Raw genomic sequence first — 18,590 nt, forward strand, 5'->3', positions numbered from 1 at the left:
ACCTGCCCGCACTGCCACCACAGATTCCCAACCTAACAAAGTACTACTAGGAGACACACTCACCAGACTCTTCACCGAGTCAGCGCCTCATGCGCGCCTACGCTTCCGGCCGACAAGCCCTGACCTGGTAGCTCGCGCAGAACACACGCTCGTAGGCACGGACTTGATGCTCGTGCCCCATGGTTTCGTGACAGACCTCCCGCACACGGATCTCTATCGCGACCGGTGGGTCATGATCGTTTCTTCGGACAACGAGAACGTCGCCGAAGAACTGACCATCGACAATTTGAAGACCTCGCCCTGGGTCGTGGTGTTCCACGGCCAATCGGCAGCCACCCCTGCCGACCGCCAACTGCGCATGCTCGGCATCGAGCCGAACGTACAGGTGATCACCGAGAACTTTCTCACCGTTCCCAATCTCATCGCCGGCAGCAATCGCATTGCGCTGCTTCAAGAAAAGCTGGTTCGACTCCTGCCCCTCAACTCCGGCCTACGTACGATGACGTGCCCGGTAGAAGTAGGGGAATTGGTCGAAGCCATGTGGTGGCACCCGGTCTACGACCGAGATCCAGAGCATATCTTCCTGCGAGACATCGTTGGGCGCGCAGCAGAATTGGCCACTGCAGAACCTCTGTGATCCGCGGGCCCTACTTGACTGCTATCGGGTTCACCGGCGCACCGACAGCTCCCGTCACCGGTATCGGAGCGGCGGTGAGGAAGAACTCGTACGTGCCATCCGTAGCGCAGTCCTCGGCCAGCCCATCGAGATCCCACATCTCGCCGAGGAACAAGCCGATGTTCGGAATCGCCACCTGATGCAGGGGCTGGAACGCGACGTCGAACTCATTCGGCCGCACCTCGAATCCCCAGGTATCGGTGGCAATAGCAGCGATCTCACTGTCGTGCAACCAATCTGCGGTGGTGAACGACAGTCCGGGCGCTGCTCCGCCGGCGTAATCTCCCCAGCCTTCACGACGAACACGACTGAGCTGCCCCGTACGTATCAGCACAAGATCACCTCGCCGCACCTCGGACGTGGGACCCTGCGCCTCAATGGTCGCCACCAGATGGTCAGTGGTTATGGCGAACCCGTCGGGTAGTTCCCCCCGCTCTCCGAATCGTCTGCCCACATCGAGTAGAACACCACGACCGACGATTCCGTTGGCTACGGTCTCGATTCCGGTCACTCTGTCACCGAGGCTGGTGACCACCGAACCTGCCGGGCGGCCGTTCCACGCCACACCGTGATCGAAGATGTGGCCCAAACCATCCCACTGTGTCGAACACTGCAAAGGCATCGATACGACGTCGTCGGCACCGCCCAGTCCGTGCGGGAAACCCTGAATTCCGGCCGCAGCGTCGGTACCGGTGTCGAGCATCGTATGTACCGGGTTCGTCCGCCGACGCCACCCCTTCTGCGGACCGTCCATGTCGAAACTTTGCGACAGTGAGAAAGAAACACCCTTGACGATCAGCGAACCCGCCGCCGATCGAAGATCATCGGTGAGGTAGTTCATCGTCCCTCGGACGTCGTCCTCGCCCCATCTTCCCCAGTTGCGATTCCTTGCCGCAGACTTTGCAATCTCGCCTTCCGGATCGGTGCGGTCGATAGTGTGTGGGGTGTAGGTGCCGGTCATACGGAAGCCTCTTTCAGAGCATCGGAAATGGATTTGACCCCGCCGTGCGATCCGGCACCACCGTCGACTGACACTTCGGCTCCGGAAACGAACGACGCGTCCGGACCGAGCAGAAACGCCACCACTGCGGCAACCTCGTCGGGATCACCGGTTCGACCCAGTGGCGTCTCGGCGATCGAGGCGGTTCGAAACGCGGCAGATGCCCCTTGCGTCATCGGCGTGTCGATGAACCCGGGGTGAACGATGTTGACGCGTATCCCGCGTGGACCCCATTCGAGCGCCGCAGACTTGGTGAGTCCGCGCAAGCCCCACTTGCTGGCGGTGTACGCCACTGGATAATGGCCGCTGGTCGCAGCAAGCGAGCCGACGTTGACAATCGACGCACCTCTGGCCATTCTCGGTGTCACCGCCTGCATTTTCCCAGCAGCGGACCGATGACGTTGACCGAGTGCAGGCGCGTCATGTCGTCAGCGCGGACGTTGTCGAGCCTGGCGCGCCAGGTAGTTCCTGCGCAGTTGACCAGACCGTCGATCGCGCCGACGATACTGTCGACGAGTTCGTCCCAGTCTGCCTTGGCGGTGACGTCGAATCCGGTCTCGAGGTCGACGCCGTACACAACGGCACCCCGACACCGCAGTACAACGACCACGGCCGCGCCGATTCCGCCTGCGGCACCGGTGACGACCACGGTTCGACCGTCGAGATCAGACATCTGCTTGATCGGCTCTGGTTCGCGGGTGATCGACGATTCGGGCCGTGGGAATCTCCGGGACGGCTCGCGATTCACCGACGGTGTTCTCCAGAACTCCGATGCCTACGACTGTCATGGTCACGACGTCGCCGGTCTGCAGCGGGGGCGGCGTCTGTTCTCCCCGCCGGCCCCACAACTCTGCAAGGCAGCCGCCGTTGCCGACGGTACCGCTGCCGAGAACATCGCCCGGGTGCACCCACGAATCGCGTGAGGCGTATGCCACGAGAGCGTCGAAGCTCCATCCCATGTTGGCGAGCGAATCATGGCCGATGAGTTGACCGTTCACTTCGACGGTGCACGAAATGTCCAGGAACCCATCCGCGTCTCGGCGGCTGTGCACTTCGTCGGCAGTCACGATCCACGGTCCCAGCGTGTTCGAGAAGTCCTTGCCCTTCGCCGGTCCGAGGCTGACCTGCATCTCACGACGTTGAATGTCTCGCGCCGACCAGTCGTTGAGGATCGTGTAGCCGAAGATGTGGTTGTGGGCGTCGGCCATCGTCACGTTGGAGCCGGACTCCCCCACCACTGCAGCTACTTCCAGCTCGAAGTCGAGCGCTCGGCAGGCTGCAGGCGGTGCAATCACCGCGCCGGGGCCGCTGACGGTGTACGGGTTGGTGAAGTAGAAACGAGGGGCCTCGTACCAGGCGTCCACTACCCCTTCCTGGCCGTCCACACTGCGGCGTACACCTTCGACGTGCTCCTCGAATGCGACGAAGTCCCGCATCGTTTTCGGTTGCAACGGTGCCAGCAGCCTCACTTCTCTCAATTCGATCGAAGGTGCGTCGAGCGCGTCGGTCCCGAGGTCGAGGGCACGAGCAAGTCCGGCGTTCAACAGCTCCTGCATCGTCTCCTTCACTGGATAAACTCGCTCGCCGTGCACAACACCAGTTGACGTCAAGCCGCCGCGTTCGTACGTCGCGAACTTCATACCGGCGGTGCCGTGAACAGGCCCTTGTCAGGGTCGTTGAACGATTTCTTGGCCACGAACTCATCCATCGCATTGGCGGTACCCCACTGATCGGACACCTCGGGTGCCGAGAAGTCGAGCAGGTGGGGATGCCAGGTGTCCTCGTCGAGAACCTCGAGCTCGGTGGTGTACTCCATGGTGTTTCCATTGGGGTCGAGGAAATAGGAGAACGTGTTGTTCCCCGCTTTGTGACGCCCAGGGCCCCAAATCTTCTCGACGCCGGCCCGCAGCATTCGGCCGGTGCCGCGCATGTACTCGTCGATACCGCGGAGCTCGAACGAAGCGTGGTGCAACGACACGTGCGGACCCCGCGCGATGGCCATACTGTGGTGCTGCGGATTGGTCCGGAGGAACCACATCATCTCGCCCATCCGTGGATGCATAAGCGTGTCCGACAACTTGAATCCGAACCACCTGTCGTAGAACGCCACTGTCGCTTCGGGATTCGGCGAATTCAAGACCACGTGAGAGAGCTTGACCGGGATCGATTCGCCCTCCTCGACCTTGCGGTGCTGACGAACAGCGACATCCGCGGACACCTCGATGGTGCGTCCGTCGACGTCGAAGAACCGAAATCCGTACCCTCCGCCCATTGTCTGCAGAGAGTCGGGTTCACCCACGAGCTGCACCCCACCCACAGCGAGGCGCTCGGCGAGAGCGTCGACACCCGCTGCGTCGGCCATTCCGTAGGAAACCAGATCGAGCCGCTTGTCGGCATCCTTGCGAATACGAACGACGTACTGCTCGGGCGATCCTTCAGCGGCAAGGTAGGTCACGTCGCCTTCCGTTCCGACATTCGTCAGCCCCCATTGATGAGTGTAGAAGTTGAGTTGCTGCTCATAGTCGGGCACAGCAAGATCGACGTGCCGAAGATGGGTGAAGGCATAGTTGTTCATGAGCTGACTCCTGACGATGCGGGCGACAGACCCAGCCGGAAAGCGTTGTCGCTCAAAATGGACTGTGTGACGAGCTCGGGCAGATTTGCGGCACGAACCTCCGCCACCGGATCCTCGTTGCCCATGTCGAACGGATAGTCCGACCCGAGTACGACCGACTCCGCTCCGACTGTGTCGATGAGAGCTCGAAGCGCATTCGGCCCGTGCACCAGCGAATCGAACGCGATGCGACAGAGATAGCTGCTCGGACGGGCGGAGCATCGACGGGCCTCAGGGCGGACCTCCCACGCGTGATCCGAGCGCCCGATGTAAGTCGGGAGATAGCCGCCACCGTGCGCCGCCAACAATTTCAGAGATGGGTACCGGTCGAGTACCCCTGCAAAGATGATGTGCGACAACGCCGCCGCGTTCTCGACCGGCTGCCCCACCGTATTGGACAGGTAGAAGCGATCGAGCCGCTCGTCGAGAGAACATCCGAACGGATGCACGAACACCACTGCACCCAGTTCTTCCGCGCGAGCCCAGAACGGTTCGAGCCGCTCGTCGGACAGCTCCACGCCCGGCGCGAACGACGAAATCTCGACACCGGCAAGTCCGCATGTCACGACAGCGTCGTCGAGAGCGGTCACCGCGTCCGCCGGATGCTGGAGTGGAATCAACCCGAGGCCGACGAGCCGCGACGGCTCTTCGGCGACCAAGGCGGCAATACCGCGGTTCGCGCTCGAAGTAACCACCTGTGCCAATTCTCGGTCGGCCCAGTAGTGATACTGCGACGGCGACGGCGACACCACCTGAACGTCGATCCCAGCCGCATCCAGGTCGCCCAGGCGTCGGTCCAGCTCTGTGAGCTGAGAAATGCGGGCACCGAACATCTTTCCCGACACGGCCGAAGATTCGGCACCGTTGCGTCGGGCATCGAGTGCCCGGTGTGCGTCCAGACCCGGCTGCCCGGCAACCGCGGCTTCCACCTCCGGCACGATGGCATGCGCGTGCACGTCCACTATCCGGCCGTTCATGGCGCCTCACTGACCAGTGCGGCGACCCGGCCCATCAGACCGGGCACGTCGGCATCCGGGTCGCGCTCGAGCATCCAGGTTCCGATCTGGACCGACGCTTCCACGACTGCGCGCGCCCGTGGCAGGCGTCGAGCTGCAAAAGCATCGAGCAGTGCATCGTCGATGCTGCCGGCACCGAGCACCATTTCCGACAGCACCCAGGCGTCTTCGAGGCCCTGGGCGCCCCCTTGAGCGACCGTGGGCGGGCAGCAGTGCACAGCGTCGCCGATCAGTACGACGCGTCCGCGGTGCCACGGGCCCTCGAGTACGTGAGTTTCGAACCACGTGTAGTTGATTGCGCTCGGATCGTCGAGGTGAGCTTTGATGTCGTCCCACGGTCCGTGATAGTTCTCGGCCAGGCCCACCATGACGGCGAGACGCTGCTCCGGGGACAGGCCCGCGCGATCCTGGGCGTCTTCGACGATGTAGGCATAGAGCGAATTCTTGCCTGTGGGACAGTATCCCGCGATATAGCCCGCGCCGCCGTAGTAGAGATCGGTTCGAGTAACGCTCTTTGGACGTGGTCCTATCAGTCGCCAGATCCCCATGCCTGTCGGACGAGGCGACAGATCGATCCCGATTGCCGCGCGGGTCCACGACCGCACGCCGTCCGCGCCGATCACCAAGTCGTATCGCCCGGAGGTGTCGTCGGAGAAAGTCACCGTCACGCCGGATTCGTCCTGGATCAGCGCGTCGGCCGCTACACCGAATCGCAGCTTGGCACCGGCGCGTTCGGCCGCCGAGTGCAGAATCGCTGCCAGAACCTGGCGCTCCATACCCATACCGGCGGGGAGGTCGGGACCACCCGTGCGAGCGTCGTTCATCTCCACGAGCAGGGTCCCGTCGGGATCCGGTGCACGTATGCCGAGTGTGTCGAAGCCGTAACCGTGCTCTCGGACCTCGTCCCACACTCCGAGAGACCGCAACACGCGAAGTGCGTTTCCTTGCAGAGTGATTCCAGATCCGACCGCATGTCCACGCGGAGTGTTCTCCACGAGGTCGACCGAAGCACCCCCCTTCGCCAACGCGATTGCCGACGCCGCACCGGCGATACCGCCGCCGATCACCAGTACCGATGTCATGACGCGTCCACGACCGCTGTCTGCTGATATCCGAGTCCAGTGATGGTGGAGGTCATCACATCGCCATCCCGCAGGAGCCGCCCCCAGTGCATCCCATTGCCCGCGGGGCTACCGGTCAGAATCAGGTCTCCCGGCAGCAGTTGCACGGTCTGCGATACCGCGGACACCAACGCTGCAACGTCGAACAACATGTCCTTCGTCGACTCGTCCTGCATAGCCTTGCCGTCGAGTTCCAGCGTCAACCGCATCTCGGATACATCGCCTGCCTCGTCCTTCGGCACGATCCAGGGTCCGATCGGCAAGAAGCCAGGCGCATTCTTTGCTCGAAGCCAATCTGTACCGATCTCTGGCATATCCCGACGAAAGACGAGTTCGCGTGTGGTCAGATCGTTGGCGATGGTGTACCCGGCGATGGCATCCAAGGCCTCGTCCTTCGAGAGCTGGTAGGCGCGCCGTCCGACGACTGCGACCAATTCGAGTTCCCAATCGTTCTTGTGGGTGCCCGCCGGCAGCGTGACGGTGTCGTAAGGACCTGTGACAGCAGACGGCAACCCCACGAAGAAGTACGGATCGCCCTCGGCTGCACGCTTGTCCATCATCTCGGCCGCATCTGCGCGGACTTGCTCTTCGGTGCGCCCATTCGATATGTCTGCGTGCTTGACCGCCAGATCGATGACATGAGTCCGATAGTTGGCACCGGCCTGCAGGATCTGACGCGGTTCGATCGGTGCTTCGACAACAGCATCTTCGAGCGCGGTCCACTCACCCACGCCGGATTCGGCAGCCGATCGCAGGACGGGGAGTAGGCGATCCCAATCCTCCAGCACCGCAACCGTACTGACGGGAACGGAGAGGCCAAGCGAGTCGGCCACCGAATCGAGGTCGAGAACATTGCCTGCCAGTAGGACTACAGCATGGGGTTCGTCGGCGAGCGTGGCAGTACCGAGTGCAAAGTGTGGGAGGGGCAAGGATGCGATATCCACAGGAGACTGTCTTTCGTTCGGTATGGATGTGATGACAACCACTGTCCCGCGAGATACACGCATCAGTCAAAGAAACTAATTGGATATGCAATATCACTGAAGCTGATGTCCATCTACGTAGCGAATCGCACCGCCCCAACGACCTGCCGGGCATCACGAGACGACGCAATGCCCGGCACGAACAAGACGGATCGGGGTAAGTTCCGATCGCTCGGTCAGCGCAGAATCTCCTCTGTTGCAGTCGCTTTGCGACTGGAACGCACCACACTCTCCGCCAGTACCGGTCGCCTGGTGCGCATCGCGAAGACAGCAAGTGCACCAGCGATCAGCGGGGCCGCAAACAGGTAGTACAGGGCACCAGGTGCCCAATCGGCGTCGAGGAGTCGGCCGGCGACGATCGGCGAGATGATCGCACCGATCCGGCCGATCCCGATGATCAGTCCTACAGCGGTGGCGCGCACCTCGGGCTCGTAGTACATCGGTCCGATAGTGAACATGCCTGCCATCACAGCGCTGGTCAGCAAACCGAGCACCGCAGCTGCGACGAAGGCCGAAGCCAGCGCGTCGACCGACAACGCGTACACGACGAACGCGATGCCGGCGAGGGCGAACAGTATGGTCAACGCCCGGCGTACCCCGAGCCGCATAGCGACCGGGCCGAAAATCAGCGCACCGACGATACCGCCCGCACTGAACAGGACACCTGCCTGCACACCATCCGATGCCGTGAATCCACTGTCGACCAACAGTTTCGGGGTCCACGAGTTGGCGAAATAGAATCCCGCCATGAGCACGAAGAAGGCGAATCCGAGCAGCGCCGTGGTCGCCAGACTCGGTCCTGTCAAGATTCCCCTCCATCGCGTCCTCGCGGTGTTGGGTACGTTCGACTTCTCCGGCATGACGTCCAGAACGGGCTGATGAAGCTTGATCAAGATTGCGTTCGTTCGGTCGAGAGCGTTCTTGGGGCGACGTGAGACAAGGTAATCGAGCGACTCCGGCAGAACGGCGAGCGCCAAAACCGCTACTGCCAGCGTGGCCGCCGAACCGAACACGAACACGGCGCGCCAATCATATTGCGACAGGAGAACACCAGCGATGATCCCGCCGATTGTTCCGCCGATGGGTTGTCCGGCGGTGTAGAAGCTGATTGCCGTCGAACGATGCTTCGCCGAAGCGTATTCGGCGACCATGACGTTCAGGCATGCCTGCAGGGTGCCGATCGCGAGTCCGGTGACCAGCCTGGCAACGAAGAGGAATGTGAAGCCGGTCGCGATTGCCGACAACGCCATTCCCGCCGACACGACGAATGCGCAGATGATGATGGTCCGGCGACGCCCGATGATGTCGGCAACTTGAGAGACCACCATCGACCCGATTGCCATACCGAACAGGGCCGCACTGAGGAGTAGACCGAGCTGCGCTCCGGTCAGTGACCATTCGTCGGAAATATGCGAGGCACTGAACGCGAGTGCCAGGACGTCGAAGCCGTCGAGCATGTTCAACAGCACGCAGACCGCGACCACCCCGAACTGAATGGGCTGCATCGGCGACGATTCGATTTTCTCTCTGATGTCCATCGATCAGATCACCTCGACTGATGAGCGCGGTGCCGTGCGCACGGCGCAGCACACCGCGGGGGGCAGAAAGTTAGCTGAGTCACAGTTGGTCATGGAGTGAAAACTAGGGAGCATCGGCTCTGATCGCCTACCAGATTCCGCTATACGCAACCCGTGCACCGTTCTGCGTCTACCTGCTCAACGAGACCAACCGAAGGTCTTGCTCGATCTGGGTACGCGCATCCAGCAGCAACGGGACGAGCGTCTTGTCCGCGACAGCGGCGAAACGCTCGGTTCGCATCGACAACGACAACGCACCGACCGCCTCCCCCATCCCGTTATGGATTGCGGCTCCTACCGCAGCGACGCCACTTTCGGTTTCCTCGAAGTTGACGGCGAATGTGCGGCGTCGAACCGACTCCAAATCTGCCAGCAGCTTCGCGAAATCGGCCTCGCTCAAAGCGTGGACTCCATCGGCCGTGCCCCCGAAGTACAGCGAGCGCAAGGCGTCGTCGGACAGTTCGGCAAGAAGGGCTTTGCCGCCAGATGCACGATGTGCGGGCATGACGAGCCCGTCCCGATCATTTGTTGCTTCGACAGACTGAGCACGCACGGTACCGAGGAAGCGAACGCTCTTGCCGACTCGGACCATCATGTTGGCCGACTCGCCGCTTCGTCGCGCAAGGACCTGTAGATGCGGTTGGCACAAAGCCCTGAAGTCCTTGGTCCATGCGAGCCTCGCGGGGCCGGCGTCGAGAGACGGTCCCGGCAGGTACGTGTGATCGTCGTCTTGAACCGCGTATCCGCGGTAGACGAGTGTCTGCAGCAATCGATGAGCGCTCGATCGGGAGACGGCCAGGTGAACGGCTGCGTCCATCACTCGGAGGCTGCCGTAGTCGCGAAGAAGTTGCAGCAGCCGGAGCCCGCGGTCGAGTGAACCGACAGCTCCGTTCGGACGCTCAGGCAGTGGCGGATTGCGCATAGCGGAATTGTATTCACTCTCTCGACTCCAGCGTCCTACGTTGCTCGACATGAGCAAATGTGATCTGGACAACGGTCGAGCGTTCGTCGTGGGCGGCGGAATCGGCGGTCTCGCCACCGCACTCGGCCTGACCAAGTCGGGCTGTAGCGTGACCGTCGTCGAGCAAGCCGAGGCGTTCGGCGAGATCGGTGCCGGCCTGCAGATCGGGCCGAACGCGACGCGCATCCTCGACTCCTGGGGGCTTCTGGAGAAGGTCCGGACGATCGGTGTCCTGCCGAACAACATCGTCATGCGTGACGCCATCTCAGGCGAGGAGATCGCCAGGCTTCCCCTGGGCGTGGACTTTCGCGAGCGATACGGCGCGCCCTACGTCGTCATCCATCGCACGGACCTGCACGCGATTCTCCTGGAAGCGTGTCGCGAGGCCGGTGTCCAGATGATGACGGGCGTCCGGATCGACCGCGTCGACGTCAGTGACGTCGGGACCACCGCGGTCGCGACCGACGGACGAGTGTTCTCCGCTGATGTCACCGTCGGTGCCGACGGTCTGAATTCGGTCCTGCGCCAGGCAATTGTCGGCGACGAACCTGTCCCCTCCGGATACGTTGCCTATCGCGGCACTGTGCCGATCGAGAACGTGTCGGAGCACGACAGGGAACTCGACGATGTGGTCGTCTGGGTCGGGCCGGGCTGGCACCTCGTCCAGTACCGCCTGCGTGCCGGGAAGGTCTTGAACCAGGTCGCCGTCTTCGAGTCCCCTGGATTCCTCAGGGGTGACACCGATTTCGGCGGAATCGACGAATTCCGGGCGGTATTCGCTGGATGCCACCCACACGTCCGCAGCGCACTAGAATCGGTAGGTACGGACAGGCACTGGCCGCTGTACGACCGCCGACCCGCGGACTTCTGGGGCGAAGATCGACTGATTCTGACCGGTGACGCCGCACATCCGATGCTGCAGTACCTGGCCCAGGGTTGTTGCCAAGCGCTCGAAGACGCGAAGACCCTCGAGATCCTGGTCGACGACGCCGATGCCACCATCGAATGGCCGACGGTGCTGCAGCACTTCAGCGCATCACGGATACCACGCACCGCAGAGGTACAGACCAAGGCACGAATGTTCGGCGATATCTGCCACGCGCGGGGCGTCGATCGCGTGCTGCGTAACGAGCTCCTCGCACAGGTGAGCGGCACCGATCTTTTCGACTACTCCGATTGGATCTACGGCGGCCCCGTTCTCGACCTGCTGAAGTCCCGCGCGCTCGCCGGCGTCTGACCCGCACCCCCACACCTCTACGAAGGACATCGAACTCATGCGTCTTGCAGTACTGAACGGCGACCGCGCCGCACTCGTCATCAACGACGTCGTCCACGACATAACCGATCTTCTTCCCACTTCCGCCGGCGCGTACGGCGGCCCGTGGTTGCCCTGGCTAGAGCAAGGCGGGACGGCAGAAAGCCTCGCGCACCTCGACCTGTCCGCCTCCCCAGCCGTCCCACTCGGCGACGTCGCACTATCCGCCCCACTCCCTCGACCCGGCAAAGTCGTTGCCGCACCGGTCAACTACCTCGACCACAAGGCTGAGATGCACGAGCAGAAGACCATTGCCGAGTACGGTGTGTTCCTCAAGGCCAACACGTCCGTTATCGGGCCCAACGACGAAATCCTGTTGCCGTACAGAGACATTCGTACGGACCAGGAAGGGGAACTTGCGATCGTGATCGGACGAACCGCCAAGAACGTCTCCGCCGCCGACGCGAAGAGCTACATCTTCGGCTACACCGGGGTCCTCGACATCACGGTCCGCTCCACCGAAGATCGTTCGACGCGAAAGTCGTTCGACACCTTCACTCCTCTCGGACCGTGGATAGTCACGGCCGACGAGATCACCGATCCCGATGCCTTGGCGCTTCGCTGCTGGGTCGACGACGAGCTACGGCAGGAAACGAACACGTCGGAACTGATCTTTTCGGTTCGGGAACTGGTGGCCTACGCCAGCTCGGTGATGACCCTGCACCCCGGCGACGTCATAGCCACCGGAACTCCGGCGGGCGTCGGCCCGATCGTCGATGGCACTCGCGTGCGGCTCGAAATCGACGGAATCGGCGCGCTCGAGGTCCGTGTGTCCGACCGCGAAGCCATTGCTTACGCCGATCGGCCAGGCGCACAGCACGACGCACGCGCTCTGCAGCTTCGATGAAGGGTAACAACAGATGACCGCCGAACCAGGCCACACTGCACCGGATTCGAGCCCGGAGCTCGATCGTTTGTACGACGATTTCATCGCCAACTCCACTGCTCCGCTGTGGACTCAGACGAACGACTTGATGCCCATGGCACCGAAGCCGGCTGCCGAGCCGCACGTCTGGAAGTGGTCGGCCCTGCTCGACATCGCACAGCGGGCGGGCGATCTCGTCCCGGTCGGCCGCGGAGGCGAGCGCCGTGCGATCGGTCTGGCCAATCCTGGCCTCGCCCCGACCGCGTACGTGACGCCGACGTTGTGGTGCGCGATCCAGTGGCTCGGACCGCACGAAACAGCGCCGGAACATCGGCACGCGCAGAACGCCTTCCGGTTCGTCGTCGAGGGTGAAGGAGTGTGGACTGTCGTCAACGGCGACCCCGTCGCGATGCGGCGCGGAGATCTGTTGATGACACCCGGATGGGCATTCCACGGGCACCACAACGACACCGACCAGCCCATGGCATGGATCGACGGGCTCGATGTTCCGCTGGCACACGACATCGACCTGGGCTTCTTCGAATTCGGGTCCGAACGCGTCACCGACGACAGCACACCTGCCGTGTCGCGCTCCGAGCGTCTCTGGGCCCATCCAGGCCTCACCCCGCTCTCCAGCCAGCAAGCACAGGTTGCGACCCCGATCGCGGCCTACCGTTGGGAGCACACCGACCGGGCATTGACCGAGCAACTCAAGCTCGAAGACGAAGGCCATCCCGGTACCGTCGAGCCGGGACACGCAGCGGTCAAATACACCAACCCCACCGACGGTGGAGACGTACTACCGACCATCCGTTGTGAATTTCACCGGCTACGTGCAGGAACGACAACGGCCACCCGACAAGAAGTCGGTTCGTCGGTATGGCAGGTGTTCGAAGGTTCAGGCACAGTTGTCCTCGCCGGAGAAACGCGTGAGCTGGTCAAGGGCGATCTCTTCGTGGTGCCGTCCTGGGTTCCGTGGTCCTTGCACGCCGGAAGCCGATTCGACCTGTTCCGATTTTCGGACGCACCGGTAATCGAGCGGCTGAAGTTCCAGCGGACGTACTACCCGGATACCGGCCGCTTCCACGCCGGCAGTCGAGGGTGACCGCCGACTCCACCACCGCGGACTCGGACCCCTTGGCAGCGTTGCTCGCAGCACGTCGGGGTACCGCGTTCTTCTCACGTGCGGTGCAGGACCTCGACGACAGCAACCTCGACGATCCGTCGGCACTCGACGGGTGGGTACGCCGCGACATAGTCGCGTACGTCGGCTCTCAAGCGCGACGCATGGCGGAACTCGTGGCAATCGCCAGAACCGGAGATGAGATGCCGCAGTGGAATCCCCTATCCCGATGCGACATCATCTATGCCGCAACACTTCCCGCCGTCGCGCTGCGGAACTTGCACGCCCACGCAGCTGTCCACTTGAACGTCGAATGGCGTGAGCTCGACACCGCCACCTGGAACAGAACCGTCGCCACTCCTCAGGGGATCGTGACACTCGACGAGTTGACGTGGAACCGCGCCCATACGGTGTGGTTCGGAGCCGTAGGCTTGGGAGCGGCCGACGACGGAACAGTACCTAAGGAAGTGTGGGCCCGCCCCGTCTCCGGCCCACACCTCTTCCGCCGGGATTGACGAACGCGCGGAAGTGTCGTGGAAACGCGTAGTGCGATTTAGATGTGCCTACTAACAGGAATCAGCAACGATAGCGGAGCATCGAGGAACTCGAACGTCTGAACCGAGACTTGAGGAAGCACGCGCGATTGAGAGCTCTTTTGGCATCGACTTTCGTCACGAGGAAGTTTGTCCTACGCAAGCGGGCGATATCCCCCTGCCGCCCCAGAGGGTTCGATTCGTGAACAACTGCGTGCACAAAACTACCCAGGGTTGAGTCAAGCTGCCGCATCTCCCCGAGTTGTATTCGTGGAGGTGGTCGAGGCCATCTTTACCTCACGCTCACGTTGCTCGGCCGGGTAGCGCTTCGACATGCGCTTCATCCTTCACGAAGAACGAAGCGGCATCAAACCCGGGACGGTTCTGCCTTCGTCGTCGACCGTTGCGCCGAGCCAGCGTCGGTTACACACCTCGGCGATCCAAGACATACCGAAACAACCAACACGCGGGTCTGCCCGAGTTAAGGTTGATAGTCAACAACCAACTCACAGAAGGGCTACCCGGTGACAAGTCTCGAACGCACCGAGAGCAAGCAAGCGGAACGCTCGAACTTGTCGACTCGCCGCCTACTTCAAGCGACAGCAGAGCTGATTGCGGAAGTGGGCTACGACCGTACGACTTTGGCCGAAATAGGTAAGCGAGCCGGTTACAGCCACGGCATGGTCAGTCGGCGGTTCGGCAGCAAATCGGCCCTGGTGGAGGCGCTCATCACCAAACTCAGTGAACGGTTCGGGCATGGACGGCTCACCGACACTCTTGCCCACAACACTGGGATCGATGCCCTGCTGACCGTCGTGGACGAAATAGGTAAGGATGCCGCCAACTCGACTCAGTCGATCCGAGGTTTTTACGCGTTGCTCTTCGAGGGCCTAAAGCCCATCCCTGAACTTCACGGTTTTGTTGCAGATTTGCATGCCGATTACATATCCGCCCTGACCGAACAAGTCGCCCAGGGCCAGCGGAACGGCCGCCTCCGAGACGACGTGGATCCGGAAGAGATCACGGAATTGGCGGTCAACGCTCTCCGAGGCCTGGCTTACAGATGGCTACTCGACGAAGATCGAGTCGACTTTTCGCGCGGCCTTAACAGCTTGGCCAGACAGCTCGCGCTTCTCGGTGACCCCGATGGACGATGAAGCGATGCAGAACAGGCGCGCATCCGACTACCAAGACAACGCCAACGGTGTACTCGTCGAACTGAGCGACGAAGGGTTGGCAGTCGTCGATGACGATGGACGGTACCTGTCGGTCAATCCCGCTGGGTGCTCGATACTCGGACACGATGAAACCACACTTTTGGGAAGCAGTTCGGTTTTTCTCGGGAGCGGCAATTCTCCGCAAGCAGGTCGCAGCAACGAGGGATCGGCGTGGATCGGCACTTCAGAGGTGGAGTTCGAGATTCGCCGGGCACCCACTGCGACTGGTCGAATAAGGTGGGCAGTGCGATTCTGTTATGCCGATCGTGCAGTTAAAGACCGTCGTAAGTTGGCGGCGTTCACTCGCACCGCCTCCGCCGTGGCCTACGAGGATCGTCTCGACGTCGTTCTGGACAAGCTCGCCGTCGAGGTACGCGACACGGTCGACCTAGCGACCTGCGCGGTCGTGCTGGTCGACGAGGTCAGCGGAGCGCTGAACCACGTCGGCAAAGCGGGTCTCCCCGATGACTACCCCGAACGTATCGAGGCCTGTCGGCGTCTCGGTGCGCCACTGATCACTGTCTCCGCTATCGACGAATGCCGAGTCGTTGTTGCCCGCGAATGGCGTGAACAAGTCTTGACCGACCCACGGTGGGCACCGGTGCAAGAGATCGCCCGGGCCGGCAACTGGGAGACGTACGTTGTCGTCCCTCTGATTGTCAGGGAGAAAGCAATTGGTGCGGTTGCCGGGTTCTTTACCGAACACCACGATCCTGGACTCGACGACATTCGCTTCATGGTTGCAATGGCAGACCAAGCTGCGATCGCAGTGGCGAACGCGCACATGTTCGCGAAACTCGAGATTCAAGCGGCAAGGGAAGAACGCCGAAAGTTGGCCAGAGACATGCACGATTCGGTCACCCAAGCCTTGTTCTCGCTATCCTTGCGAACCAAAGCGCTCGAGCTCGGAGTCGAGTCCGGCGAGTCCGTCGACGTAGTCGAACAACTACGACAACTTCATGAGCTGGTATGCGGAGCTCAGGCCGAGATGCGTGCTTTGATCATGCATCGTCGACGTGCCCCGCTGGGCGAGGAAGGCCTGATTCCCTCCATCCGTAAACATCTCGCAGCCATCGCAGCACGTGAGGGGATCGAGCTCGTAGTCGAGAGCAACGACGAGTTCCACCAGTTCGGCGAGGCCCTGGAGGAAGACCTCTTCATGGTCGTCGGCGAAGCCGTTCACAATGTCGTGAAACATGCACACGCGACCCTTGCCACTGTTCGGATCATACTCGCGCCGCGTCAGAACGGGCCTAGCGTATGTCTGTCGATCACCGACAATGGAAGCGGCATTGCCGAGGGCCAAAGTGGACACCAGTCCTTCGGACTGGTGTCGATGAACGAACGGCTCAAAGCGCACGGGGGTCACCTATCGGTCCGATCCAAGCCCGCCGCCGATCCCGAGCACGGCACGACCGTCTGCTGCATAGTTCCGCTCACGACACCGACACACATGGCTAGCTCTGACGAATCCGGACGAGAACAATGACAGAGACCACTGTCTTCATAGTCGACGACCACGCTCTCGTCAGGCACGGGCTACTCGCGTTTCTGGAGACACAGGAGGACGTCGCCGTCATCGGCGAGGCCGAGAACGGTGAGCAGGCGGTGGCACAACTTCGTGCCCGGGCCACGGATCATTCTCTCCCCGATGTCGTACTGATGGACCTGATGATGCCCGTCCTGGACGGGGTTGAAGCCATTACTTCACTTCACTCAGAGTTTCCTGATCTCAAAATCGTTGTACTGTCGAGCTATTCCGAGACCGAACGCGTCCACGCCGCTTTGCAGGCTGGTGCCACCGGGTACCTTCTGAAGAACTCGGATCCGTCCGAAATAACCGCCGCCATCCGATCTGCTCAGCTGGATCAGGTTCATCTTGATCCAGCTGTCGCACACGTATTGGCGCGATCTATGCGTATCGGCCACGGAGTCGTGCTCTCGGTCCGTGAACGAGAAGTGTTAGTGCTGGTTGCCAAAGGTTGCTCGAATCAAGAGATCGCGGACACCCTGTTCATCAGCGAACGAACCGCACGAACTCACGTCAGCCACATCATCAGCAAACTCAGTGTCTCGTCCCGCATCCAAGCTGCGCTGTGGGCAATCCGGGAAGGCCTCGCGCAGGTGCCCTGACGCAGTGGAGTCGAGACCTGGGGAGGCCCGATGCAAATGTCGCACAACGATTGTTGCAACTCTGACCACGCTCTGACCCCAGGGAAAGCGCCGGTCGTGCGTCAACAGGTGTCACGTGCCGCAAGCTCCTCGGTGAAGCACACGCCCTCTGGGAGTTCGCCGGACGAGGCGCTCCAGAGCCTTCACGCTAACGCGCAGCCTACGACCCGAGACCAGTTGACCACTGCGTCCGTGCCGTAGAGTGAACCAGGCGGGTTACAGAACGGTTCACAACAAATCGAACCCAACTACGATCGGGAGCAGGTTTGAAAAGCGCAAGCATAACGTCGAGTTCGCCGCTCACCCTCGACCCTTCCACAACGGCGAGCACGAAGGCGGGCACTCAGACCCTGATCCGAGGCCTTCGGATCGTCGAAGCGATAGCTACGCAGAACCAGCCTATCGGGGTCGGCGAGTTGTCTCGCGAACTCGGCCTGCCCAAGTCGACCGTGCAACGCTTGTTACGAACTCTGCAACAGGAGGGATGGGCTGACACCTCGGACGAACCCATCACTCGCTGGCAACTGAGCCCGCGATTGCTCGCGCTAGCACGCGCCAGCTCGCCTGCTCGAAGCTTGCGCGACGCAGCGGCACCGCACCTGGCCGCACTCGGGTCGCGTACCGGCGAGACCATCCACTTCTCAGTTCCTGACGGGGACTCCCGAATGGTCCTCATCGAACGGGTGGATTCGGTACACCCAGTCCGTACTTACAACCCGATCGGCACAGGCACGCCCTTCCATACCAGCGCGAGTGGGAAAGCATGGCTGGCGGTCCTCCCCACCGAAAAGGTCGAGGCCATACTTTCCCGCCCGTTGTCGAAGCCCATGCCGAACAGCATCGTCGACCCCCAGCAACTCCTCCACCAGATCTTCGAGATTCGAGAGCGTGGCTACGCGGTGAACATCTCGGAGAACCGTGCGAACGTGTGCGCAGTCAGCGCTGCAGTCGACGGGCCGGGCGGGCGGCCGGTCGCGGCTGTGTCCATCAGCATGCCTGATATTCGGTTCGACCCTGCCAGAGTCTCCGAATGGGGCACCTGGGTTCGAGAAACCGCACAAGCCATCGGCGCCGAACTTCTCGAATGACTACATCGTCGAACTGCCTCGATAGTGCATGTGGGGCACTCGTCGAGAAGCTTCAGTTTATTTCAACCTGACTGTACGACAAGCTATTCGATGGCGCGCTTCGCTTTGAGAGCACGGAAAAGATCAGACAAATCGTTGCCGACCTGCAGTCCCTGAACCGCACCGAGAAGCATCGAAGCGCCCTCAACACCCAGGACTGGTGTAACCAGAGCCTGAAACTTCTCTCTGACATGCGCACGTCGTTCCTCGGGTAACGCGGGCACGGATGAGTCCGCCTGGTTGGGCCCCCGATAGCAGTCCAGCGTCTATGCGATAGCTAATTGGTTTTC

At 61.8% G+C, this 18,590-nt stretch carries 19 protein-coding genes; 9 read left to right on the forward strand and 10 right to left on the reverse strand.

Annotated features, from left to right (window positions below):
- Positions 1-637: LysR substrate-binding domain-containing protein (locus ACODSO_RS27635; RefSeq protein ID WP_489039851.1), on the forward strand; the 637-nt coding region annotated here is incomplete at its 5' end.
- 10 nt (positions 638-647) lie between these two features.
- Here ACODSO_RS27635 and ACODSO_RS27640 read toward each other — a convergent pair.
- The 10 genes from ACODSO_RS27640 to ACODSO_RS27685 form a co-directional block, all read right to left on the reverse strand.
- Complete coding sequence (locus ACODSO_RS27640; protein WP_489039853.1) at positions 648-1,637, reverse strand: cyclase family protein; 990 nt, start codon at positions 1,635-1,637, stop codon at positions 648-650.
- The gene (locus tag ACODSO_RS27645) at positions 1,634-2,044 is read right to left on the reverse strand and encodes an SDR family oxidoreductase (RefSeq protein WP_489039854.1); all 411 of its coding nucleotides are present in this window, start codon (positions 2,042-2,044) and stop codon (positions 1,634-1,636) included. Before ACODSO_RS27645 ends, ACODSO_RS27640 begins: the two co-directional genes overlap by 4 nt.
- Positions 2,041-2,349 (reverse strand): SDR family NAD(P)-dependent oxidoreductase, encoded by a 309-nt coding sequence (locus tag ACODSO_RS27650; protein ID WP_489039855.1) that lies wholly within the window; start codon positions 2,347-2,349, stop codon positions 2,041-2,043. Before ACODSO_RS27650 ends, ACODSO_RS27645 begins: the two co-directional genes overlap by 4 nt.
- Positions 2,342-3,232 carry a fumarylacetoacetate hydrolase family protein gene (locus tag ACODSO_RS27655; RefSeq protein ID WP_489039856.1) on the reverse strand — a complete coding sequence of 297 codons (891 nt, stop codon included), beginning with the start codon at positions 3,230-3,232 and terminating at the stop codon, positions 2,342-2,344. Before ACODSO_RS27655 ends, ACODSO_RS27650 begins: the two co-directional genes overlap by 8 nt.
- Positions 3,233-3,312: 80 nt before the next feature.
- The gene (locus ACODSO_RS27660) at positions 3,313-4,251 is read right to left on the reverse strand and encodes a VOC family protein (RefSeq protein WP_489039857.1); all 939 of its coding nucleotides are present in this window, start codon (positions 4,249-4,251) and stop codon (positions 3,313-3,315) included.
- Positions 4,248-5,267, reverse strand: a complete 1,020-nt coding sequence (locus tag ACODSO_RS27665) for an amidohydrolase family protein (RefSeq protein WP_489039858.1) — start codon at positions 5,265-5,267, stop codon at positions 4,248-4,250. The genes ACODSO_RS27660 and ACODSO_RS27665 overlap by 4 nt, the downstream gene beginning before the upstream one ends.
- Positions 5,264-6,388 (reverse strand): FAD-dependent monooxygenase, encoded by a 1,125-nt coding sequence (locus ACODSO_RS27670; protein WP_489039859.1) that lies wholly within the window; start codon positions 6,386-6,388, stop codon positions 5,264-5,266. The genes ACODSO_RS27665 and ACODSO_RS27670 overlap by 4 nt, the downstream gene beginning before the upstream one ends.
- Positions 6,385-7,371 (reverse strand): fumarylacetoacetate hydrolase family protein, encoded by a 987-nt coding sequence (locus tag ACODSO_RS27675; RefSeq protein WP_197480537.1) that lies wholly within the window; start codon positions 7,369-7,371, stop codon positions 6,385-6,387. The genes ACODSO_RS27670 and ACODSO_RS27675 overlap by 4 nt, the downstream gene beginning before the upstream one ends.
- Before the next feature lie 215 nt (positions 7,372-7,586).
- Entirely contained in the window at positions 7,587-8,948 is a 1,362-nt protein-coding gene (locus ACODSO_RS27680; RefSeq protein WP_489039860.1) for an MFS transporter, read from the reverse strand.
- A gap of 169 nt (positions 8,949-9,117) precedes the next feature.
- Positions 9,118-9,909 carry an IclR family transcriptional regulator gene (locus tag ACODSO_RS27685; protein ID WP_068368008.1) on the reverse strand — a complete coding sequence of 264 codons (792 nt, stop codon included), beginning with the start codon at positions 9,907-9,909 and terminating at the stop codon, positions 9,118-9,120.
- Positions 9,910-9,958: 49 nt separating this feature from the next.
- Here ACODSO_RS27685 and ACODSO_RS27690 point away from each other — a divergent pair, with 49 nt between their 5' ends.
- The 8 genes from ACODSO_RS27690 (at position 9,959) to ACODSO_RS27725 (ending at position 18,261) form a co-directional block, all read left to right on the forward strand.
- Positions 9,959-11,185 (forward strand): FAD-dependent monooxygenase, encoded by a 1,227-nt coding sequence (locus ACODSO_RS27690; RefSeq protein ID WP_068368005.1) that lies wholly within the window; start codon positions 9,959-9,961, stop codon positions 11,183-11,185.
- A 37-nt stretch (positions 11,186-11,222) separates the two neighbouring features.
- Entirely contained in the window at positions 11,223-12,110 is an 888-nt protein-coding gene (locus tag ACODSO_RS27695) for a fumarylacetoacetate hydrolase family protein (RefSeq protein ID WP_489039861.1), read from the forward strand.
- 13 nt (positions 12,111-12,123) lie between these two features.
- Complete coding sequence (locus ACODSO_RS27700; protein ID WP_489039862.1) at positions 12,124-13,233, forward strand: cupin domain-containing protein; 1,110 nt, start codon at positions 12,124-12,126, stop codon at positions 13,231-13,233.
- Positions 13,230-13,766 (forward strand): maleylpyruvate isomerase N-terminal domain-containing protein, encoded by a 537-nt coding sequence (locus ACODSO_RS27705; RefSeq protein ID WP_068367997.1) that lies wholly within the window; start codon positions 13,230-13,232, stop codon positions 13,764-13,766. The genes ACODSO_RS27700 and ACODSO_RS27705 overlap by 4 nt, the downstream gene beginning before the upstream one ends.
- A gap of 542 nt (positions 13,767-14,308) precedes the next feature.
- Positions 14,309-14,941, forward strand: coding sequence for a TetR/AcrR family transcriptional regulator (locus ACODSO_RS27710; protein ID WP_068367987.1), 633 nt, complete (start codon positions 14,309-14,311; stop codon positions 14,939-14,941).
- The gene (locus tag ACODSO_RS27715; protein WP_068367985.1) at positions 14,931-16,490 is read left to right on the forward strand and encodes a histidine kinase; all 1,560 of its coding nucleotides are present in this window, start codon (positions 14,931-14,933) and stop codon (positions 16,488-16,490) included. The genes ACODSO_RS27710 and ACODSO_RS27715 overlap by 11 nt, the downstream gene beginning before the upstream one ends.
- Entirely contained in the window at positions 16,487-17,134 is a 648-nt protein-coding gene (locus ACODSO_RS27720; protein WP_068367983.1) for a response regulator, read from the forward strand. The genes ACODSO_RS27715 and ACODSO_RS27720 overlap by 4 nt, the downstream gene beginning before the upstream one ends.
- 305 nt (positions 17,135-17,439) lie before the next feature.
- A complete protein-coding gene (locus ACODSO_RS27725) occupies positions 17,440-18,261 on the forward strand; it encodes an IclR family transcriptional regulator (protein WP_082897483.1) in 822 nt (273 codons plus the stop codon).
- The last annotated feature ends 329 nt before the right edge of the window (positions 18,262-18,590 follow it).

Source organism: Rhodococcus sp. FG69, from assembly GCF_057808915.1.